Annotated in this window: 19 protein-coding genes and 3 pseudogenes; 6 read left to right on the top strand and 16 right to left on the bottom strand. The window is 61.7% G+C overall.

Going from position 1 to position 21,424, the window contains the following annotated elements; all coding sequences use genetic code 11:
- Positions 1 to 64: 64 nt before the first annotated feature.
- Entirely contained in the window at positions 65 to 487 is a 423-nt protein-coding gene (locus OOZ51_RS09655) for a MarR family winged helix-turn-helix transcriptional regulator (protein ID WP_265979193.1), read from the top strand.
- Between the two features lie 418 nt (positions 488 to 905).
- Here OOZ51_RS09655 and OOZ51_RS09650 read toward each other — a convergent pair.
- Positions 906 to 1,452 (bottom strand): annotated as a pseudogene (locus OOZ51_RS09650) (transposase); the annotation flags it as partial.
- A gap of 570 nt (positions 1,453 to 2,022) precedes the next feature.
- Here OOZ51_RS09650 and OOZ51_RS09645 point away from each other — a divergent pair.
- The gene (locus OOZ51_RS09645) at positions 2,023 to 2,484 is read left to right on the top strand and encodes a hypothetical protein (protein ID WP_265979191.1); all 462 of its coding nucleotides are present in this window, start codon (positions 2,023 to 2,025) and stop codon (positions 2,482 to 2,484) included.
- 839 nt (positions 2,485 to 3,323) lie between these two features.
- Here OOZ51_RS09645 and OOZ51_RS09640 read toward each other — a convergent pair.
- The 9 genes and pseudogenes from OOZ51_RS09640 to OOZ51_RS09600 form a co-directional block, all read right to left on the bottom strand.
- Positions 3,324 to 3,521, bottom strand: a complete 198-nt coding sequence (locus tag OOZ51_RS09640; protein ID WP_265979189.1) for a hypothetical protein — start codon at positions 3,519 to 3,521, stop codon at positions 3,324 to 3,326.
- Between the two features lie 48 nt (positions 3,522 to 3,569).
- A pseudogene (locus tag OOZ51_RS22510) lies at positions 3,570 to 3,743 on the bottom strand (glutamate cyclase domain-containing protein); the annotation flags it as partial.
- 699 nt (positions 3,744 to 4,442) lie between these two features.
- Positions 4,443 to 4,670: a hypothetical protein gene (locus OOZ51_RS09630; protein ID WP_265979186.1), complete on the bottom strand. Its 228-nt coding sequence runs from the start codon at positions 4,668 to 4,670 to the stop codon at positions 4,443 to 4,445.
- Positions 4,671 to 5,272: 602 nt separating this feature from the next.
- Positions 5,273 to 5,626: a hypothetical protein gene (locus OOZ51_RS09625; RefSeq protein WP_265979185.1), complete on the bottom strand. Its 354-nt coding sequence runs from the start codon at positions 5,624 to 5,626 to the stop codon at positions 5,273 to 5,275.
- Positions 5,627 to 5,967: 341 nt separating this feature from the next.
- Positions 5,968 to 6,540, bottom strand: coding sequence for a VOC family protein (locus tag OOZ51_RS09620; RefSeq protein ID WP_265979183.1), 573 nt, complete (start codon positions 6,538 to 6,540; stop codon positions 5,968 to 5,970).
- Positions 6,537 to 7,496, bottom strand: a complete 960-nt coding sequence (locus tag OOZ51_RS09615) for a phosphotriesterase family protein (protein WP_265979181.1) — start codon at positions 7,494 to 7,496, stop codon at positions 6,537 to 6,539. The genes OOZ51_RS09620 and OOZ51_RS09615 overlap by 4 nt, the downstream gene beginning before the upstream one ends.
- A 40-nt stretch (positions 7,497 to 7,536) precedes the next feature.
- Complete coding sequence (locus OOZ51_RS09610; protein ID WP_265979180.1) at positions 7,537 to 8,535, bottom strand: ABC transporter permease; 999 nt, start codon at positions 8,533 to 8,535, stop codon at positions 7,537 to 7,539.
- Positions 8,532 to 10,097 (bottom strand): sugar ABC transporter ATP-binding protein, encoded by a 1,566-nt coding sequence (locus OOZ51_RS09605; protein ID WP_265979179.1) that lies wholly within the window; start codon positions 10,095 to 10,097, stop codon positions 8,532 to 8,534. Before OOZ51_RS09605 ends, OOZ51_RS09610 begins: the two co-directional genes overlap by 4 nt.
- The gene (locus OOZ51_RS09600; RefSeq protein ID WP_265979178.1) at positions 10,094 to 11,080 is read right to left on the bottom strand and encodes a sugar ABC transporter substrate-binding protein; all 987 of its coding nucleotides are present in this window, start codon (positions 11,078 to 11,080) and stop codon (positions 10,094 to 10,096) included. The genes OOZ51_RS09605 and OOZ51_RS09600 overlap by 4 nt, the downstream gene beginning before the upstream one ends.
- 155 nt (positions 11,081 to 11,235) lie before the next feature.
- On the opposite strand from OOZ51_RS09600, the gene OOZ51_RS09595 reads away from it, so the two are divergent.
- From OOZ51_RS09595 to OOZ51_RS09580, 4 genes are all read left to right on the top strand, one after another.
- Positions 11,236 to 12,972, top strand: a complete 1,737-nt coding sequence (locus OOZ51_RS09595; RefSeq protein ID WP_265979176.1) for an acetolactate synthase catalytic subunit — start codon at positions 11,236 to 11,238, stop codon at positions 12,970 to 12,972.
- Between the two features lie 12 nt (positions 12,973 to 12,984).
- Positions 12,985 to 13,773, top strand: a complete 789-nt coding sequence (locus tag OOZ51_RS09590; protein ID WP_265979175.1) for an IclR family transcriptional regulator — start codon at positions 12,985 to 12,987, stop codon at positions 13,771 to 13,773.
- Complete coding sequence (locus OOZ51_RS09585; protein ID WP_265979174.1) at positions 13,733 to 15,232, top strand: NAD-dependent succinate-semialdehyde dehydrogenase; 1,500 nt, start codon at positions 13,733 to 13,735, stop codon at positions 15,230 to 15,232. Before OOZ51_RS09590 ends, OOZ51_RS09585 begins: the two co-directional genes overlap by 41 nt.
- 104 nt (positions 15,233 to 15,336) lie before the next feature.
- Complete coding sequence (locus OOZ51_RS09580; protein ID WP_265979173.1) at positions 15,337 to 16,095, top strand: alpha/beta fold hydrolase; 759 nt, start codon at positions 15,337 to 15,339, stop codon at positions 16,093 to 16,095.
- Between the two features lie 504 nt (positions 16,096 to 16,599).
- Here the strand turns inward: OOZ51_RS09580 and OOZ51_RS09575 are convergent.
- From OOZ51_RS09575 to OOZ51_RS09555, 6 genes and pseudogenes are all read right to left on the bottom strand, one after another.
- Positions 16,600 to 18,336, bottom strand: coding sequence for a zinc-ribbon domain-containing protein (locus tag OOZ51_RS09575; protein WP_265979172.1), 1,737 nt, complete (start codon positions 18,334 to 18,336; stop codon positions 16,600 to 16,602).
- Between the two features lie 19 nt (positions 18,337 to 18,355).
- On the bottom strand, positions 18,356 to 18,700 hold the full coding sequence (locus OOZ51_RS09570; RefSeq protein ID WP_265979171.1) for a zinc-ribbon domain-containing protein: 345 nt from the start codon (positions 18,698 to 18,700) through the stop codon (positions 18,356 to 18,358).
- Between the two features lie 158 nt (positions 18,701 to 18,858).
- Complete coding sequence (locus tag OOZ51_RS09565) at positions 18,859 to 19,164, bottom strand: hypothetical protein (RefSeq protein ID WP_265979170.1); 306 nt, start codon at positions 19,162 to 19,164, stop codon at positions 18,859 to 18,861.
- Between the two features lie 384 nt (positions 19,165 to 19,548).
- A pseudogene (locus OOZ51_RS22505) lies at positions 19,549 to 19,674 on the bottom strand (DUF4913 domain-containing protein); the annotation flags it as partial.
- Positions 19,675 to 19,858: 184 nt separating this feature from the next.
- A complete protein-coding gene (locus OOZ51_RS09560) occupies positions 19,859 to 20,194 on the bottom strand; it encodes a hypothetical protein (RefSeq protein WP_265979169.1) in 336 nt (111 codons plus the stop codon).
- Between the two features lie 134 nt (positions 20,195 to 20,328).
- A complete protein-coding gene (locus OOZ51_RS09555) occupies positions 20,329 to 21,387 on the bottom strand; it encodes a PDDEXK nuclease domain-containing protein (protein WP_265979168.1) in 1,059 nt (352 codons plus the stop codon).
- Positions 21,388 to 21,424: the final 37 nt, after the last annotated feature.

Below are 21,424 nucleotides of genomic sequence, written 5' to 3'. Positions count from 1 at the left end.
AGTCTGGAAGCACAAATGTAGCAGGTTATTTCTAGTCTTGAAGCATCAGGGATACGATTGCCGTATGGCAGTTGATCCTAAGGCTTTGGCGGATGCGGTGCTAGCTGTCTACGACGTGACTTTACGCACGACCCAGGCCGCCTCGCCGACGCTCGAGAAACATGGCCTGACGTTCAATACCGCCTACGTCCTGTGGGCCATCGACCCGGCGGATCCGCCACCGCCGATGGGCGTCGTCGCCGAACGTACCCGATGCACACCACCCAACCTCACATTTCTCTGCGACCAGCTCGAGTCTGGTGGGCTTATCCTCCGGACCACGTCCGTCACCGACCGTCGCCAACGAATCGTGCAACTCACGCCAGCTGGACGCCTCGCTAGAGAAGCCGTCGTCGAAAGTGTCGTCAAATTCTCACCGCTCAGTGCCCTCGGCTCCGATGCACTAGCTGATCTCCACCGCATCCTGTGCCCAGTCTCCATGTTGTGAGTCATGTTCGCCTAGAAGTTGTCGGACGGTTCTCAGTCGCGTTGAATCGGAGCAATTCATAGAAGCTGGCCCGCCCGTCGCGGACTATGCATACAACATCGCTGAGATTGGATTCAGGAGAAAGTAGCCTCTGTCGACGAGTTCGACATCGGGGGAGCTGAAGGCGGCGCCAAGTCATGAGCCGCCACGACCCAAATGGCCAAAGGCAGTTGACGTGATGCCGACCTGAGAATCGACACCATCAATCATCCGGTGAGCGAATAGGTGCGTTGATCGTTTTGTCAATCCTCCGTTCACAGCGGTCTGGAGCAGGCTATCCCTGTCACCCATCCGAGAGATACGTGAGGCGGCAGCGTTCTGCGGGGGTCACGCCGAGGACGAAAACGTTCGTGCCCGACGCAGTGGCACCAGGTGCGGAGACCCGGCGCACCCGCTTCCGGTTCAGCGCTACGCCGTCCCACTCGGGCTGGGCCAGCAGATGCCAGCGCACCTTCCGCCAGCCCCAAGAAGGGTGCTTCCCGGCGACGGCGCGCAATGCTGCGCGGAACTGCATTTCTTCAAAGCCCATGTCTGGTTTTTTCTTGCGGAACGCGGACCGGTTCTGACCCAGCATCGCGCAGGCGAAACGCTTGGACGCCCCGAACTTCTCCACCGCATGCGCACGGCACGACGGCGGGTTCGGGGCTCAGAATTTTCCCTTAGCCACCTCGTTCAGGATGTCGATGGCCAGTTCCTTCTCCGCCAACGGCCGCTTGAGCCGGACGTTCTCCTTCTCCAGCTCCTTGGTCCGCTTGGACGCCTCAGCGTTCTTCTCGGACCCGTGCTGGTTCAGCCAGCGATACCAGGTCGTCTCGGTGACCTGGAGCTCCTTGATGACCTCGACCATCGGGCGCCCGTCATTGAGCATCTTCTGGCCCTGCCGGACCTTTGGCGATGACCTGTTCCGGGGTGTGTCTGCGTGCCATGATTCGTGAATTTCCTCCTGTGTCCATTCTCGGACACGAAACTCACACAAACACTGGACTTCCACCTGGGGACCTAACCAAGCCAATTTCACGGCCATCTTGTGGTCGTCGGAGGGCTTCACGGACCGGGAGAGCCGGGCCTCCTTCGTCTTGGAGGACTCCTCGATGTGGCTGACCGATGCGATGGCGACCTGGCGGGTGGCCACGGCCACAAGTCCTTGCGTGCCGTCGGGGAGGACGGCCGACTCGATTGAGTCGATCTCGGACCCGTCGCCGTGCATCTCGCCGATCTTCTTCGTCACCTGGGCCATATGCCGCGCTGGGTCGAAGTTCGCGGGCAGTTTCACCCGGATGCGCTCGGTGCTGGAAGCCACGCGTAGAGCCTTTCGGTAAGCAGAAGTATCTGCCCCGGAAAATGCGTAGACGGCGCAGTGACCGTGAGGCCGTCGACGCAATTGAGCCTCCAAGGATTACTGCTGTGAAATCTGTGTGAAGAGCATTGACCTTCGCCCGCTTTTACCGCGAAGCTGACCTAAGCCGCGACTGGGCGGCGGGGTCGAAAGGGGGAGTATGCATCGTCTGCGAATGCTCGCTACCGCTGGTGTGATTGCGACGGGACTTGTTGTCGGGGCAGGGGTGAGCGGGGCCGATGCGGCCGGCGCGACAACTATCACGGGCCGGGTTACCTGCATCAACAGCACGGTGGAGGGCGTCTGGATCCAGGCACAGTCGAGCGCGTCCGGTTGGGCAAGCTGGAGTATGCCGATCGTCTTGGGCGGTCTCAGCCAGGCGGACTTCCGGTTTACCTTGAACCGGGGTGGTCAATACCAGGTCCATGTGGGGTGTGGTGGTTCCAGTCGCAACTGGAAGGTCGATGCCAAGTCCGGGTGGGTATCCGGCTCCGGGCATCGGTTCACGTGCAACGACATCGGGAACTTCTTGGCGCTGATCGGAAATTGGGCGCTCAAGAGGGAATTCGGTTTCAAAGTCGATCTGACCCAGGGCGTTTCTTACGGAGCGTGCAAGGGCTAGGTGCGCTGAAAGGGAGCGGGCGGGAGAGATCCTGCCCGCTCTTTTCGTTGGGTGGGATCATGGTCACCTTGCGGTCACCCGGCGCCTGCGTAGGTGGGTCCTGGTGCCAGTGGCCAGAGGTCGACAAATGCCCTGAGCACAGATAAAAGGAGTGCGGCCGCCGCGATCCAGACTCCTGCAATTTGCCAGCCGGGCGCCTTCGTACGACGCTCGTTATTGCGTGTCCACTGACAGTTATTCTGGCAGCGCCAACGTGGGAGAATGCCGATCGATTTGGCACGCATAGTCGTGAATCTGTGCCACTTGACCTGGCAGTTTCGCGTTTCAGGAGCATGCCCGCCCCGAAACGGTCGCGTTCACCGGCAATGACCTCAGTCCACCTACACCACGCTGACACGTTAGATGAGACAACAGGCACAATCCCGCAGGCTGACCGATTAGATGAGAAAACTGACAACTATGTTGAGACCGGACAAGGGCCCGAATGATTCATCTGATGAGATACGCAGAGAACTACTTTACATAATATCCGTTATCGGCGAAATTCTGGTCTTGTCATGACCTCGCCAAACGTCCGAAACCCCACGAAGTGGGGTTCAGCGCAGAATGGGTTTTGACAAGGGTTTTAAGCATCTGCGCTTCCGCGGATTCTCGAGAGGCGAGCTGAGCGCGATCGGCTCTGCTAAGAACTGATCAATTGCCGCAACAGGCGGTCTTGGAACTTAGAAAGTCGCCGCAACGGTCAGCGATAATTTGTTACTAGCAGACAGACGACTCTTTGGCGTTGGCCAATTTGGGTGATTTCGGATTCGTTATGACAAACAACTCCGTGCGCGGAATCAGTGCGATGCGGAGGCAATCCAGCCGGGCCCGAGGAGCGCTTGGTGCACGATTCCGGCCATGAGTTCGGCATGAGCCGCGACGTACCGTAGCGGGATGCCATCATCGCCGCGGAAGTGCGGATCATCCACTCCACCGCTGCGCAGGCCGGCGTCGAGACCCACGGTCGACCAGTGGAGCACATCCTCACCGCTCATGGCTAGTTCTGAGCGATGCTCGACGATCGCGAGGGCGGCGGCGAGGATGTAACAGCCAAGGTTGGATACCGACGCCGGCAAAAGGTGGTCGACTGCGGTGTAGGCGAAGAACCCTCCGTCGACCTGGACGCCGTGCGGGGTGAGCGGGTCCGCGTGTTTGGCGATGTTGCCGAATCCGATCTCGTTGCCGTTGTCGCCGATCTCGTTGCCGTTGTCGCCGATCCCGATGGTGAGGGCGCCGGCGGCGTTGGCAGCCTCGACGTAGTCGTCCGCGTAGGTATCTCTGGGAGGACCGCCCCCAGAAGCGTCCTGTGGATGCGGAGTCCGGCGCGACGCATGAGAGCCAACAGGCCGTCCCCGTCGATCGGCGACTCAGGGACGGCGCGCACCAGCAGCACCCTGCACCATGCGCTCACCGGCAGAAGCGACCGGTGACGCAGATCGCGCACCGCATCCGCCACGTCGCCGGGATCTCCGAGCAGCAAATGCCGCACCACCTGCTCGACTGGCGCCTGCCGTGACCGTGCATCATCGGCCTCGCGGTACAGCAGCCGTGCGATATCACCGACATAGCTCTCGATGATTGTCAGCGGCCATTAGGAATTGCCCACATGTGGCCAGAGGCCTGCCCGCTGGTGGCCACGTCGGTTGTCCGCCGGTGGTCACCAATTGACGGTCGTGGTGGCCGCCTGTGGGCAGGACGCTCTTGAGCCAGGCGCCATGATCTGCGGCACGGCCGGAGGAGCGCCGTGCGTGGTTTCCGACAGGTCTTCAAGTGTTCGGCAGGGCCGTAGCGTATCGACCGAGATGTCTACACGCCCGTGTAACCGCGTTAACGAACGGGATGGGCCCCAGGGCGTTTCTCCCAGGTATCTCTTGGGCCCGACCGGATGGAAGGGCGGGAACAGCGTCCGCAGACCGTCATGCGGTTTGGCGTCGGGAATCGAGTTGATCCGTGTAGCCAAAGGGGACTGTCTTGCTGAGGCCGACGACGAAGTGCCCGTCTCCGAGCCGGGTCACTAGGATGCCGTGCGTCCGTTGCCGCCTGGCGCTCTCGATCATCCGGTCGACCGCCGCAGTGATGCTGCGGTCCATGGAGGCCCTGTCGTGGACCTTGATTTCGATGGGTTCCACATCCTGCATGTTCATGACGGGCTCGCTTCGCCGGGTCGGACGGGTAGGGCGGTATAGCCCTGCGCTTTTTCATACAGGGTTCGAGGTTCGGCGCCGTAGGCTTCCAGCCAGAGAGCGTCCGCAGTAACGGCTACGTCCTTGACATACCCGGTCCGGATAGTTCGGCCTTCTTTCTGAACCTGGACCTGCCTGCCTGCCAAATCCTTCCAATCTGTATGTTCTCCCATGGAGATGCCTTTCGTATCGCAATTCATTGTTTTGCTTGTGCCTGCGGCATATTGCCCGGGAATTCCCAACCATCGGTCGACTCGGACCAGCCTCTGCGGTCCGGGCCAGGAAGCATCGCACTGTCACTGCATGTCGCGCGCTCCATGGGTGCGATCCGGCCACGCCAATTGGGGGACACAACTTAGGTCTTCGCGCTCTCCCCGGCTCGAGTATTCGCTCGAGGTCGTCGGACGATGGTAGCGGCGCCGGGTGATTTCGCGGGGTTTCCCGCCCTCACCGAGTGTGTTTCGGCTGGCCGTCTGTGGGCATCTTTGATGTCCGTAACCTGGCAAACCTCGTGGCCGCCACCGGCACCGAACTGGCCGCCTGTGGGCAGTTTTTCATGGCCGCTAACAGATGATCGACATCTCCACCGACTCGATAGGCGCCGTGTCGACAAGGAACAACAATCCCACCAGCTCGCCCCGGTACCTCAACGGAACACACAGTCGCGACGAGAACCCTAGATCTTCTCTCCCCTCGATATGGGTGGGAGCAGCGAGCTGGCCGATCCCAGCGTCTCGGAAATGCTGCACAACCTCAGCTGTGTGCTGGCGGTGCACGAGGCTGCGCAGGCGAAGCTCATCAGTATCGTTGAAGTGACGACTGGCCAGGAGCGGGGTCAGATCCGGATCATCAATCGCAACCGAACGCGCAAGACGATCGGCCAACTCGTCTACGACCACCTGCAACCTGCGCGCCACGCACTCACCCTACGACTTCCCGAATTCCGGGACCCTCATCCGCGAACTTGGGTCGTCAGTCAGTGCCACTTGAACGTCTCGTGCAGCCAACACGCTCAGCCATCGGATGCAAATCTTCGCGGCGATTACCAGGAGACCGTCGGCCAGCCAGCGAAGCACCGGTTCGAGGTCCTCGACTCGGCGTACCGTCATCGCGTCGGCGCAGAAGCCTCTCTCGTCAGGGCGTCGAACACGCACGATCTGACTCCGTCGTTGTCCGCTGCCTGGACACGCGAACTGCCGCCTCTCTCGGGCGGCATTTCCGACAGACCGCCGGGCGAATCCTCGTCGCATGAGCGAAGTCAGGTCGCGATGAGGTCGCAGCCGTTCCACGTCCGAGCTGCCTGACGCATACTCTCGTAGTATGCGACGCTCTCGGTCGTAAGCTCGATGTGCTCTTCGAGAGCGCCGTTCCATGCGGCCGACTCACTCATCGCGATGCGAGCTCCGCGCGCGGTCGTGCTGCGAAAAATCGGAGCGCGGCCATCTCGCTCCAGCGTCGCGACTGTAGCGTCGAAGTTCGTTGTTCCGAAGGCGAAGTGATGGAGGCTGGTTCCGTTCGCGGCCAGGGCGTCCGAGAACACTGTTTTGGATCCGGGCTGCGGTTCGATGAGCTCGATCATTAGGTCGCCGGCGTAGCTAAGAGCAAACTTTGCCCCCAGAAGCACTGGTACTCCGCGGTATTCGGTGAGCGGCGGTTCGGGATACGGGTGGGGTGAGAGAAACCACGGCCCGGCACCGAGCATGGCGGATAAGTCGCGCATCGTGCGTTCTCGATCTTCAACGACGAAACCGATTTGCATCAGGCCAGACTTCTCTCCCGACCCTTCGCGGGTTTCTAAGGAGTCGAAACATGCCCGGTCGAGACTGTTCATTCGAAATACCTCCGCGGGTTATCCACGAGAATTGTTCTGAGTTGCGATTCGGTCACACCGCGCCGGCGAAGTTCAGGGAGTACGTCTTCGCTGATATGCCGGTAGTTCCAGTTCGGCATGACGCTTCGCTTGGCTGCCGCGTCGAAGAAATCGATGAAGCAAGACGCATCATGCGAGATCACGATGCTGGACGCGTACCCGCGCTCGAGGAGAGAGACGAGGGTGCTGACCCTATCTTCGAAAGACGCCATCGCATCTACGCCGAATCGATCCAGCCCCAGCAGGGTCCCTGCGTCGGCGAGCCGCGACAGGTAGTCCAGGTCGGTGGAATCACCTGAATGGCCGATGATGACCTTCGTCAAGTCGACTCCTTCCTGGCGGAGAACATCAACCGCGATGAGCCCCGTGCGCTCCGCGGCGTTGGTGTGCACGGTGATGGGCGCACCCGTCTCGACGGCGGCACGGGCGACTGCGCGCATTGCTCGCTCGACGCCGGGGGTCAAACCAGGCTGATCGATGGCGCACTTCAGGAAAGCGGCGCGGATGCCGGTTTCGGCGATGCCCTCGGTGAGGTCGGTAACAAACATTCGCACGAGCGGCTCGGGCTCGTCGAACAGCAGGCCCGGGCCCCTGTAGTGGAATTGCATGGGGACGTCGTTGAAAGTGTAGAGGCCTGTGGCGACGACGATATTGAGGCGGGTACTCCGAGCAATCTTGGCAATTCGCGGAATGTAGCGCCCGAGGCCGAGGACAGTCGGGTCAAGAATTGTGTCGATACCGAGATCAGCGAGATGTGACAGATCGTTGATCGCTCTCTCGATCATCTCCTCCTCATTCCAGCCGGACTGATAGTTGACGCGGTACTCCTCCCCCAAGGTGAAGATGTGTTCATGCACGAGGGTGCGACCAAGTTCTGAGCTGTCAATGTTGCCGGCCGCGGTGGGGATCGTGGTCACGGGATGTCCTTTGCGATGTAGATGAGGTTGGCGGATTCACTCATGCCAGACTCCGGCGGCGGGCGAGTACTCCGACCCCGACGCCCACGATGAGCAATGCTCCCTGGAAGAGGTACTGGAGAGACGTGTCGGACCCGGCGATCGCCATGGCATTGAAGGCCACTCCGACGGTGAGTACGCCGATCAGCGTGCCCACGATGTGGAACTTGCCGTCGCGGAGCACAGCCGAGCCGAAGAACGCCGCCGCGAAGGCGCTCAGCAGAAAACCGTCACCGGCGTTCGTTGAACCGCCGCCGGTTCGCGACGCGAGGAAGAAGCCCGCGACGGCGCAACACAGCGAAGCGATGATGAACACGAGCAAGCGAACGCGTTTGACCGGGATGCCGGACAATCTCGCTGCCTCAGCATTGCCACCCACGGCCTGCGCAGAAAGACCGACGGAGGTGCGGTTCAACATGACCCACAGCACAACCGCGACGCCCAACATCAGAAAGACGGGGAGTGGGAGCCCCAGGAGGCGTCCAAGCGAAAGGTTCACAAAGGCCGTGGGGTCGCTGAGGCTGATGGGCACACCTTTGGTGTAGGCGAAGTTAAGTCCCACCACGACGGTCCCGACTCCAAGAGTGGCAACTAGGGAAGGAATTCCGAAGTAGGCCACGAGCAGCCCGTTCACCGCTCCGATGGCCGCCATCGCCAAGATTGTGGCAGCGAGCGCCAGCGGTATCGGCCACCCCTGGTTCTGCATCAGGCCTACGCAGATCACGCCGGCCAGACTTGTTTGATAGCCGACGCTCAGATCGAACTCGCCTGTCGAGAGCACGATCGTGAGTCCCATTGCCACCACCGCGGGCAACGCGATCTGGTCCAGAATGTTGACGGCGTTGCCGAAGGTAGCGAAGGCTGGCAGCGTAGTCGCGAACACGACGATCATCGCGATTAGCAGCGCGATTGCGCCGTATCGGGCGATGAGACTCCAAGGGTCAAAATCACGGCGCTTGTGAGACTTCTCGCTGAGTGTCTTGTTATGGACGGTGGTCATTGCTCCTCCTCATGGTGGTAGCAGAGCGCGGTCAATGTGTTGGTGCCCGCCTTATTGGCGGGAAGGATTGTCGTGATGCGCCCTTCACGCATTACCGCGACCCGGTCGCAGATCTCCAGCTCCTCGAAATCGCTCGAGATCAGCAGCACTGCCGTCCCGCGGGACGTCTGCGATTTCACGAGCTCATAGATTTCGGCTCGGGCGCCCACGTCCACTCCGACCGTCGGTTCGTCCAGGATGAGCACTCGTGGATTAGTCCGTAGAAAGCGGGCGAGCACCACCTTCTGCTGGTTCCCACCGCTGAGGTGCGCAACGTCTTGTTTGGTGGAGGCGCTCTTGATGGACAGTGAGTCGACGTATTCCCTGGCGGCGCTTCGCGCGCGTGAGGGGCTGAGAAGCGGCGCCCATCGCCGCATCCGGTTCTGGCGCATGGTCGCGAGATTGATGTTGAAGTCGATGCTCTCGTCGAGTACGAGGGCTTCGGATCGACGTTCTTCGGGTACGAGCGCTACACCACGGGCGATGGCGTCGCGCGGACTGTGCGGCGAGTAAGTGCGCCCATCGAGAAGCATCGAGCCCGAAGTGAGCGGGTCGGCCCCCGCGAGGGCTCGTGCGAGCTCTGTGCGTCCAGATCCGACCAGTCCAGCAATTCCAAGAATTTCCCCTCGTCGAAGATCGAAGGTGGCGTTCACGACTCGCTTCCCCGCCTTGAGGTTCTGGGCGGAAAGTACTGGCGGGTGGGCTTCCGCCGGGTGATGATCGGAGCTAATCCCGATGGCTTCCGATTGGTAGTGGCGAAGGTCTCGGACGCGTCGCCCGACGATCGACTCCGTGAGTTCAGTCCGATCGAGGTCGCCGCGATGGTGCCGTCCGACGACTTCGCCATTGCGAAAGACCGTGATTTCATCTGAAAGCTCGAGTACCTCGTCGAGGCGATGTGAGATGTAGAGGACCCCTACCCCGGACGAGGTCAGGGTGTGGATGACGCCGTAGAGGCGCTCGGCCTCCTCGACGGTGAATGAGGCAGTGGGCTCGTCCATCGCGATGGCCTGCGGCTCGTGCATGAGCGACCGGCCGAGGGAAGTCATCCATCGGTCGCTCACTGACAGTGTGGAGACGTCAGCGTCGAGAGACAGCGAGGAGTCGAATCGGGCCAGTACCGATCGCGCGCGTCGGCGAACCGCCGACCAGGAGACGAGCCCCGCGCGCGTCGGCAAAGAGTATCCAAGTGCCATGTTTTGGAGCACGGTGAATCTCGGCACCAGGTTCAGTTCCTGGTGGATGAAGTTGAGTCCGAGCTGCCGAGCACGGTCGGGGGTAGCGATGATTACTCGCTCACCCCGAACCTTAACCTCACCCGCGTCGGGCTTCTCAAGCCCGGCGAGAATTTTCACGAATGTCGACTTGCCCGCACCATTGGCGCCGACGAGTGCATGAACCGTTCCCGGTCGAAGGGTGAGGGAGGCATCGCGAAGGGCGGGTACCCCTCCGAAGGACTTGCACAGGCTCGTTGCTTGAACCGCGGCTGGAGCGTCCACCGCTGAGCGAGAGGCGGCGCTCACTGGTTTAGAGCTTCGGGGTGCTTGGATAGGAACGCGTCCACGTTCTGTTTTGTAACGACCGTGAAAGGAGCCACTTCGTCGATTGTCTTCTGCCCATCCACGCCGTTCGCCAGAAGTTGCGGCACGGTTTCAGCGGCGATGCGTCCGGCACCGTGAGCGTCGATCCAGACGGTGCTTGCCTGATCGCCCTTCTGTATGGCTCGCAGGTTCGCGGGCGGGCCGTCGAGGCCATGCACGGCCACGTCAGTTCGCCCCGCCGCCTTCACCGCGGCGATGGCACCCTGCGCAGGGTCGTCGAAGCAGGCCCAGATGACGTTGGGTCCATCCGACGCGGGATGGGCCGCCAACCATGCTTGAGCGAACTGCTGACCACTCTGCACCTGTCCCGGGACAGTGACCTGCTGGAACGTCACGTGAATGCCCGTTCCTGCAGTGGCTTTTTTCATCGCCTGGTCGCGCGCTCCGCACGGGCCCCCTAGGTCATACCCGAGAGCGAGGAGATTTCCCCCCTTCGGAAGGTCAGCCATTACCTCCTTCATGCTCGCCTGGCCCTCCGCGTATCCGAAGTCCCAGGTTCCTTGCACGCCGGCGCCAAGGCCGCCGCCGACGTTGGCGACCGGGATACCCGCGGCCTTGGCCGCTAGCACCCCCGCTGCCATGGCGTTGGCAGGAAACACGGTGTAGTAGATCGCGTCGACCTTCTTCTCCACGAGATTCTGAATGGCCGCGATCGCTTTATCGGGTGCGCCTTGAGCGTCGATGAGAGTCGTCTTCCACCCGTTCTTATCAGCAACCTCTTGGAAGCCGGTGATGAACTCATTGCTCGCGATGCTGGCCTGAGAGAACGAGACAAGACCGACGGAGTAGCTCTTATGCGTGGAAGAGCTACTGGCAGTGGATCCGGCCGAGCATGCGTTCAGGGCGAACGATCCGGCGACCAGGGCGACGAAGGCAGCTGTGATTCTCGGTCGGAAGAACTTCATTGTTATCTCCTACGGGGTCTGAGCGCGTCAACTCTGACGCGCCTCGAACTTTATCAGATAGTGAAACCAGTATCAATATTTGCAAATCACGAGTTGGCCGCGTAGATTCGGTTCACACTTTGATAGCCACTTCGCGAACAGAATGGGAGCCCGTCGTGAGCAGCACCGTCGCTGACGCCATCGCATCCGCCCTGAAAAGGCACGGAATCACCACTATTTTTGGTCAGAGCAACCCGACTGCCCTGTTGCTCGCGGCCGAGCGAATCGGAATCCGCCAGATCTTCTACCGCACGGAGAACGCTGGTGGTGTTATGGCGGATGGGTTCTCGCGCATCTCGGGCCGCGTCGGCGTGGTCGCTGCCCAGAACGGGCCGGCGGCGACGCTCTTCGTCGCACCGATGGCAGAGGCCATGAAGGCGTCGATCCCGATGGTGGTGTTCGTCCAGGAGGTCCCGGCTGCAAATCGAGACCGTAACGCCTTCCAGGAACTCGACCACGTGAGCCTCTTCTCGGGAGTCTCCAAATGGACACGCCGGATTGACGACCCAGCTCGAGCGGTCGACTACGTCGACATGGCGATCACTGCAGCAAATAGCGGCCGCCCCGGTCCTGTCGTTCTGCTCGTCCCGAAAGATGTTCTGGATCTGCCCGCGGAAGAATCACGCTTCGGCCGGACAGACGACCTCGGTACATTCCCCCTTGACCGTCCGCGACCCTCTCGCGAGGTAATCGAGGAGGCGGCGCAGCTCCTCGCCTCCGCACGCTCACCCATCGTGATCGCTGGCGGTGGGGTGCACATCTCCGGCGCGACACTGGAGCTGGCCGAGCTGCAACGCATCGGCCACCTCCCGGTCGCCACCACCAACATGGGCAAAGGCGCCGTCGATGAGACAAATCCGCTCTCGGTGGGGGTGGCTGCCAACATCACAGGCCGCAACGGGCCAGCGCACCACCTCCTCCCTCTCATTCAGGATGCTGATGTCGTCCTCTTGATCGGGACCCGCACCAACGAAAACGGCACGGATGCGTGGACGCTCACAGATCCCGAGGCGCGGTACATCCACATCGACATCGACCCCCTTGAGATCGGACGAAACTACGAGGCCCTGCGCCTCGTGGGGGATGTGCGGTCTACCCTCCGGGAGTTGACCGAGAGACTCTCCGAGCTTGACCTCGACGACCGAGCCGACGCTGCATCCAGCCTGGCCGCCTCGATAGAGGCGGGACGCCGATTGCACGCCCAGCAGATCGACGCGGCAGCCACCTCAACGGCATCGCCGATCGCACCAGAGCGTGTCCTCAAAGAACTGGATCGTCTCGTACGCCCCGACGATATCGTCGTCGCCGACGCCAGTTACGCCTCCATCTGGGTCACGGGCTACCTCACGGCTCGAACCGCCGGCCAGCGTTTCCTCGTCCCCCGAGGCCTCGCCGGCTTGGGGTGGGGCCTGCCGCTCGCGCTCGGTGCGAAGCTCGCCTCGCCGAACTCGAGGGTTATCGCGGTGGTCGGCGACGGAGGTTTCGCGCATGTCTGGTCTGAGCTGGAGACGGCCGTCCGCGAAGGGCTCCCCGTAGTCGTGATCATCCTCAATAACTCGATCTTGGGCTTTCAGCGTCACGCGGAAAACTACGCCTTCGGAACGACGACGACGGCCATAGAGTTCGCCCCCGTGGATCACGCCGCAATCGCACAAGCGAGCGGGGCAGTCGGCGTCAGAATAACCGACCCCTCCGAGTTGAGCGACGCGCTGAAAACCGCACTGGCCTCCAATTCTCCGACCGTGCTGGACGTAATCGTAGACCCCGACGCCTACGCCCCCGTGCGAGCGTGGGATACTCGGGAGGGCCAGCTGAATCTGCCGCTCGCATCTCGCGAGGGCCTCGACGCGTGATAATTTCACTTAGTGAAATCGTCTGCAAAGGTGTCCGGCCAGCAAACCCTGCAAACCGTGGACAGGGCACTGTCCTTCATGGAGTTCGTCGCCTCCGCGGATCAAGCTCCGACCATTCAAACCGTGGCGAACGAATTAGACCTAAACATCACGACGAGCTATCACCTACTGCGCACGTTGGTCGCACGCGGGTACATCGAACGGCAGCCCGATCTCACGTTGACGCTCGGCAGCAGGGTGGGCGACCTGTTTCGCGCATATCAGCAGCGCTTCAATGCGCGAGAGGGCCTGATGACGCTCGCATCCACCCTCGCAGAACAGACCTCGGAGACCGCCTGGTTGTCACTCCGCAAGGGAAACCGGGTGATCCTCGAGGCATTGATAGAGAGTTCGCAACGGCTTCGCGTAAGCGGCCTGTTCGTCGGGCTATCAGGCAACGAACACCTCAGATCATCCGGCAAGGCGGTCCTCGCCCACCTCGATCCGTCGGAGCGAACCGAGATGCTCGCCCCGATCTTCGCGTCTATGACCGAAGCCGACGCGTCGCACACAGCGACCGAGTTAGAGCAGGAGCTCGAAAAAATCCGTGTCAGTGGCTGGTCTCTCGACGACCAGGGCCTAGGGGTCGAGACATCCAGCGTGGGGGCGCCGATCTTTTCGGCGGACGGTCGAGTGTACGGCGCAATTGGTATCTCGACACCAACAACGCGTATGCGCAGGAACAAAAAGGGATATATCGACGCTGTGAGGAGGACGGCCAATGATGCAACAGCACTCCTGGGAGGCATCCCCTCCCCATAACGACCAGGGCGTGGCTGCGGCACACCTCAAGCTCGTACCGACCAACCTGCTAATCGACGGCATCTGGAGAGCGGCCTCGACGGGTGCCACCTTCGCCGTCCACGACCCCTCAACGGAGAAGATCCTCACCCGTGTTGCCGACGCTGACGCCTCGGATGCACTCGCAGCCATGGACGCCGCGGACAGGGCGCAACGCGATTGGGCTGCCACTCCGTCGCGCGAACGCAGCGAGATCCTGCGGAGAGCGTTCGAGCTTGTAAACGAACGTCGAGAGCACCTGGCCGCCCTCATCACTCTCGAGATGGGCAAGCCGCTCACCGAATCTCGAGGTGAAGTGGCGTACGGCGCGGAATTCTTGCGCTGGTACGCCTCGGAAGCCGACCGCGTGACCGGACGGTTCTCAGCATCGCCAGACGGTGGCTCACGCCTCCTCGTACGGCGTAAGCCGGTCGGCCCGTGCCTCCTCATCACTCCGTGGAACTTTCCGCTCGCGATGGCGACTCGGAAGATCGCCCCTGCAATCGCAGCAGGGTGCACGATGGTTCTAAAGCCCGCCGAGCTCACCCCCCTCACCGCCCTGGCGTTCGCTTCGATCCTGATGGAAGCGGGGCTGCCGCCGGGGGTGTTGAACCTCATCACGAGCACAGACCCGGGTGCCGTCACTGATCCACTACTCACCGACCCGCGGTTGCGGAAAGTTTCCTTCACCGGTTCGACACGTGTCGGCCGGCATCTCCTCAGCCGCGCCTCCGAGCAGGTGTTGCGCACCTCGATGGAGCTCGGTGGAAACGCGCCGTTCATCGTTTTCGAAGACGCCGATATCGATACCGCTGTGGCCGGCGCAATGACGGCCAAACTCCGCAACATGGGGGAGGCCTGCACGGCTGCCAATCGCTTCCTCGTCCATGAGAGCGTCGCAGAGCGCTTTTCCGAGAGTCTCGCCGCTCGCATGGCCGCGGCGATCATCGGCCCGGGGTTGGATCCTGACACGACCATCGGTCCAATGATCGACGAACGCAGTCGCGCCAAGGTGGCTTCTCTCGTCGATGATGCGATGGCGAAAGGGGCACGCGCCCTTACAGGCGGTGTCGTCCCGAATGGGCCCGGGCACTTCTACCCGCCTACGGTGCTCGTCGACATACACCGATCCGCGCGAATCCTCCGGGAGGAAATCTTCGGACCCGTCGCCCCCATTCAGACCTTCCGAACCGATAGCGAGGCCGTGACCCTGGCGAATGACACGGAGTATGGGTTGGCAGCATACGTCTTCACCCGCGACCTCGAGCGCGCCCTCCGAGTGGGGGAGGCTCTCGAGACCGGAATGCTCGGCGTCAATCTGGGCGCGATCTCCAACCCCGCGGCACCCTTCGGCGGAGTCAAGCAGTCGGGGCTTGGGCGTGAAGGCGGGAGCGAGGGAATAGACGAGTACCTCACCGTCCAGTACACGGGCATAGCATAGCGCGAGGAGCCCGCTAGCGATCTACGAGACCCTGTCTCGCGCAGAACTGCGCGAGATACCACCGCAGCCACCTGATGCTGCACGAACAACAAGGATGTTCTTCGATGTCACTCCATACTCCTGCCCCCGTGGTATGTCTCCACTCTCTCTTCCTCGACCCTCGGATGTTCGATGGCCTCGCGGATGCCGCCCAAGGCCGCCTCGATATCATTGCGCCCGAGCTGCTTGGTCAGGTCTCGCGGGTCAATGAAGCGACTGGCACAATCAGCATGGATGACGTGACAGACGACGTACTCCAGTCTCTCGATCAACTCGGGCTCACGCGATACTCCCTTGTCGGTCAATCCATGGGGGGCGACGTCGCCATCCGCATCGCTGCGCGCAGACCGCAAGCGGTCGAGAAGCTCGTGCTCCTCGGCTCGTCAGCGCGAGAGCAGTCCCAAAAAGATCTCGGCAATTTTTTCGACTTGCCAGACCGCATCGAACGCGACGGTTTCACGCCCGAGATCGTAGACGGCGTAATGACAATCATGTTCGGGGAGAGCACGCTGGCGCAAACCGAACGAGAAGACATCCACACCTTGTGGAGAGGCCGCATTGCCGCGCTCTCGCCGGCGCTCGCACACGCGGTACGAGGCGTGTTCGAGCGCGAGGGTTGCCTCGAACTGCTCCCGTCCATCGCAGCACCGGCTCTGATCGTCTCGGGGACGGAGGACATCGGCCGCCCTCCGTCCTGGTCTGACGAGATGTTCGATGGCATCCCTCACGCTGTCCTCCTGCGACACAAGCACGGCCACAGTCCCATCCTCGAGCTGCCCGATCTCGTCATCCCCGCAATTCTGCAGTTCTTGGACCCCCAGTGATCCTCCCGGACCAAATGCCCGTCCATCAGGCGTTGTGATCGGGGTTCGGGCGCACAGGAGGCTGCACCAAGGCCCTCTGTGCTTCTCACACTCGCGGCAGCCTCTACAGCAGCGATTGACTCTCACATGAGCGTGCGAGACAAGGTCGCCGTGACCGACCACGCCGTCTAGACAACGGCGTGCGGAAGCTCGTCTACGACGTCACGAGCTGAGCGGACATCGGTGACGCCGTTCGACGTGCGGGCGGGCCCAGCAGGGGCGGCGGAAAGCGGCACGAACGCGCCACGGCCGTGATCGCGAGCACGGGGGCGGCCAGAGCCGGAGATGTCATCTCTTACCTTCTCTGGGATCACCGACACGGGCCGGGGCGGCTCTAAGTGCCTCGGCCCGTGTCGCGGGGTTGGCTACTGCTGGTCGTCGCGGGTGTTGCGACTGATGGTGACCGTCGCTCGAGCGAGGTCCGCGCCGATGCTGTCGGCGTCGATGACGCGCCCATACTGCTTGTTAGAGTCGCCCCCAACTTGACGTGTGCTCTCGCCCGGTAACGATCACCGCGCCGCCCTTGTGCAGGAATGCAGCCGCGTTCTCGCCCAGCTCGAACCGGGCCTCGATGAAGTGGGTTGTCAGGGTGTCGTCGGCCTGCCACTTGCCCGGTGGGTACCACCCATGTTTTCGATGACGCGAAGCTTGGTGATCTGGATGCTTTCGGCCCACACGACCTCGGGGTCGGCGGCCAGGTTTCCGGTGATGGTGCGGACGGACATGTCTTTCTACTTTCGGTTGTTGACATACTCTTCCTCGAGATCGGGCCGTCAATGTGTCCTGCGTGGAGTGGCCGTTAGGACACAGCCACCACACCAACTGGTTCAGATACGGGCGCACGTCCTCCGGCGTCAGTTCGCCGTTCAAGGTTGGGTGCCACTGCGACGCCAATTCCGGGAAGCGCGCCGCGAGTGATGTTTCTGCCCGGCGGCGTGATTTCGGGCATTCCTGACAGACCATCCCCTTGGCCCGGTCCCTCACCTTGTCCTGCGTGGCATGCCCTTCGGCGCATAGCCACCAGACGGTCTGGCCTGAGTGTGGCAAAACGTCCTCCGGCGTCAGCTCACCGTTGAGTGTGGGATGCCATTGATCGGCCAGGTCGGGGCGGATGACGGCAAGAGAGGTCGCCGGGGTGACGTAGCGCCCGGAGCATTGTCCGCACCCGTTGCCGCGGCCTGTTCTTTGCCCGATAACTGCTTCGTAGGCGTGGCCGGCGGGGCAGAGCCACCATGCCGGCTTTCCTGAGTGCGCCATCACCTGGGCTGGCGTTAGATCTCCGTTCAACTGCGGGTGCCATTCGCCTGCCACCGCAGGGAATTTCTCGTCCAGCGACAGCTCCCCGTACTCTCGGAGCCGTAGCGCAGCAATAATTCCTTTTGCTTCGGCTTCTGCGACGGCGACTCCGTTGAGGATGTATCCCCGTGCGGACTCTGCCGCGGCGTCCTCGATAAGACCACATGTCAGCATCTTTTCGAGTGCGGCCGTCGCGACTTCGTGGCCTGTCGGTGCGCGTCGCACCAGCGCGTCCTGAGGGGAGAGGGCCTCAAGCGGGTGCTCGCGAACCCGGATGACCCTGTATCCAAGCTCCTGTAGCTGGTCGGTCTTCTCCCGGTCCCTGTCTTCCTTGCCTTCGTGCCAGTAAGAGCCGTCGAATTCGACGGCGATGGTGCCAACAATGACATCCACCCGAACCTTCACTCCGCCGGCCGTCTCGATCCTGTAGTCGTGCTTGACCGGGGCCAGGTGTTCGCCGAGGACGGCCTTGAGTTCTGCGTACAAGCCGATCTCGAGCTCGGACAAGCCCACCAGCTTGCACTTCTCGCAGGCGGCACCGCTGGACCGCTTGAACACCATCGCCCGCCACTCGTGGCCGCTGCTGCAGAGCCACCACACGTTGCTTCTGGCCCCCGACGTCACTTGGCTGGGCGTGATGTCACCGTTCCTCGTCGGGTGCCATTCCTTGCTCAGCTCAGGAAAACGCGTAGCGAGATCGTTGCCGTAGCCCACCCTCTGATTCGCGCAGTAAGGGCACCCGGAGCTGAGCCTGGTGCGGTTCGCCACCACGGCCTCCCAAGGATGGCTGCAATCGCCGAGCCACCAGGCCTTTGAATTGGAGTATGGGGCGACAGACGACGGTGTCCGGTCACCATTCAAGTATGGGTGCCAGGTCGCCGCGATCTCGGGGAACTGGCTCGCCAAATCATTGCCATAGCCAACTTTACGATTTCCGCAATAGGGGCACCCGCAACCGGTCGCGCGGCTGGAGCGCGCGGCTGGAGATGGTCGCCTCCCAGGGATGGCCGCATTCGCCGAGCCACCAGACTTTCTGCGACGAGCCCGCTGATACCCAGTCAGGCGTGAGGTCCCCGTTTAGCGTCGGATGCCACTCGTTGGCCAGTGCGGGAAAGGATCGACGAAGACTGATCCCGGGAGCCGAGCATCGTTTCTTCTCAACCAATTCCACACGGCCGGTCTTCATGAAGCGTTGGTAATGCTTGCCGCACATGCCACGAGTTAGACGTTCTGCCGGGCCGCAGTCCTCAACACTGCAGTTCTTTTCCACTGATTCTCCATCGTCCGAAGGCCCGTTTCGGCCCCTTTTACGTCGTAATCGACGAGCTGACTGATGGTGAGCGTAGCGCAACTTTTTGATTAAGAAAAGTGCAAAAATATATCTAAGTTGGACAATAACGTGTATAATTCACCGTTTCGGCACGGAACTCACGAGGTGGAGTGAATTTCGAGCAACCAATAACAATGGAGCATGTAGGAAGCGAAGTTTCGGCCGCTGGCCCGCGTGTACTCCCTGACTGCTCGGGGATCGCTGATGCGCCGTCCGTAGGTGAGTTCGACGTCGACATCACCCAGAGGGTCGACATCCTGCCGGAGGTAGCTGCCGATGATTCGGATCCGGTCAATGTACAGAGCCCTACGGCCGTCGGCGTTGTATTCACGGGCACGATCCACCAGTCCTCCGACCAGCCGCTCGGCAGTCTTCCTGCTGATGGGCTTGCCAAAGCTTGCCATGGCTAGCGCATTGCCGAGGGCGAATGACGGCGGTGAACCGGTCAGCATGACAGATCAGGCCTTGGTGAAGGCCGCCGTCGAAGCCCTGCTGGGGATCAGTCTGTAGCAGGCAGGCCATGCTCTAAGGGACCAATGGCTCAAGGCCAGGAGCTCTGCTCGTCTCATGAGGCAACCTTTTAACCTCTGGCCCTGCACCCACTGGTAGTTTCCGGAGAGCATCCGTTTTACCAAGGACATTCTTCTGCAAGCATTGAGAAGGACAATTCCATCTCGGCGTTGTCCGGCGCGCGCCGACCCTGCCCATGGAGCCCGCTCTCCTGCCAGTTGGGCCCGTCGTGCGGTTCGTCGTAGTTTTCGTGGGAAGAAACCTGCGGGCGGTTCCTCGCAGGGTAGAGGGGCGAGTTTGGAGCGGTGGCCGTCGTCCGGGGTGCAGCTCTTGAACGGCCCATCTGTTGAGAGCAGGACGGACATGTGGTGGTCTTCGTGGTCGCGCCACCACGCACCACACACTCAACCTGGTATCCGGCTTGTCGGAACGGGCCCAGGGCTACAATGGCGATCTAGGCAAACCCCTGTTCATCAACACGCTCAGGGTCATTGGAAGCTACCTCAGCCCGGACATCGATCCGCTCGGCGACGTCGATATTGCGCTCACGTATGGCAGATGGATCACAGGCCGGACGGCGCTGGCGGACTACACAAGGGCCAGCGGGCGATCATTCGGGACATGCATAGTCACCAGGCGGTCTGCGGTTGTTCTGCTGATCGGTTTGCCGAAGCTTGCCATCGCCAAGGCATTGCCCTGGATGGTCGAGTCCCACCAGACGTCGCCGTCGGTGTCGATCCGGAGCTTTTCCATGTACCCGGAGGTTTCCAGTTGCGCGAGGACGACTTCTTGTTCGAATCCGGTCCCTTCGAGCAGGTCGGCTACAGCCTCGGCGACCATCTCGCGGCTTCTGAATTTGCGGACAATCGAGCGGGCCAACTCGGCCGGCAGTCCGGCGATGGTGTCGGTCTTTGCAACCCTCATGCCACGAGCCTATGCATCTGAACCGGAATCTCTCAAAGCTCGCCGCTCACGCCGAGGCCCCGAACGGTCTTCTCCGCGTTCCCGGACGACATTGCAGGCAGGTCAAGCGCCATGGCGCTGGCGTTATCGAGAAGTCAGCGCGTATCTTCACCGTCGAGTGCGGACTCCGCCCACTCGAGTGCTGCCACAATATGTCCTTCGTCGGGGAGAACCTGCTGCTCCGCTGAAGGAAGCTTGTCGTAGGTGTAAGCAGCCACAGCCATCGGTGAGGTGGAACGGCCGAGGCTGTATCTGACGCTGCGGTCATTCTTGGTGCCGCAGATCAGGATGCCGATCGTTTCATTGTGATGCTCACGGCGAAGGAGGTCATCGACAAGCGCCACGTAGAAATTGAGCTTTCCGGCAAACTCGGGCTGGAACTTGCCGGTCTTAAGTTCGATGACGACGTAGCGGGATTGTTCGATGTGGAAGAACAGCAGATCGACGTAGAAGTCGTCCCCGTCGACGTCGAAGTGCACTTGACGGCCGACGAATGCGAAGCCCGGGCCCAGTTCGCGGAGCGTTTCCGTGATTCTGCTGGTAAGGGCGTTTTCGAGGTCGCGTTCGGCGACTTCACCTGAGAGTCCGAGGAATTCGAAGTTGTAGGGGTCTTTGGCTATCTGCTGGGCGAGCTCTGAGTCTGGTGCGGCGAGGTGTTGCACGAAGTTCGAGGGCGCAGCCCCTGTACGTTCCAGCGTGTTGTTCATGATCATGTTCATGAGCACGTTACGGGACCAGCCGTACTGGACCGCAGAGGCGGCATACCAATCCCTTGCCGGCGGGTCGAGCCGTTTGTCGAGAATGGTGCGGATATGGCCCCACGGCAAATGTCCCACAGGCTGTGGGACATTTAGGTCGAATGCCGGCCAGGCCTCGGCGAAGCTGCGCATGTACTGCAGGTTTGACCGCGACAGGCCCTTCATGTCCGGGAACTCAGCCCCCAGGTCTTCGGCCAGCCTTCCGATGACCCCGCTCCCCCATCCTTCAGTTGCTTGGCGTTCCAGGATGGTCTTCCCGATGGACCAGTACAGTGCGATGAGCTCCGTGTTGACGGTCCGGATTGCCTGGGTGCGGGCAGCCCGGACCCGGTTCTTGAGCTCGCCGAGGAGGTCGGTGTAGCCGGCAGGAAGGGCGAGGTCGCGGGCGTCAGTCATGGGTTCGATCCTATCGATCGCAACCGACATGACGGCA

It is taken from the genome of Arthrobacter rhizophilus, from assembly GCF_026241105.1.
In the GTDB taxonomy this organism is placed as follows: Bacteria; Actinomycetota; Actinomycetes; order Actinomycetales; family Micrococcaceae; genus Arthrobacter.
Note: the sequence above shows the minus strand (reverse complement) of the source record. Positions and strands in the feature narration are given on the sequence as shown.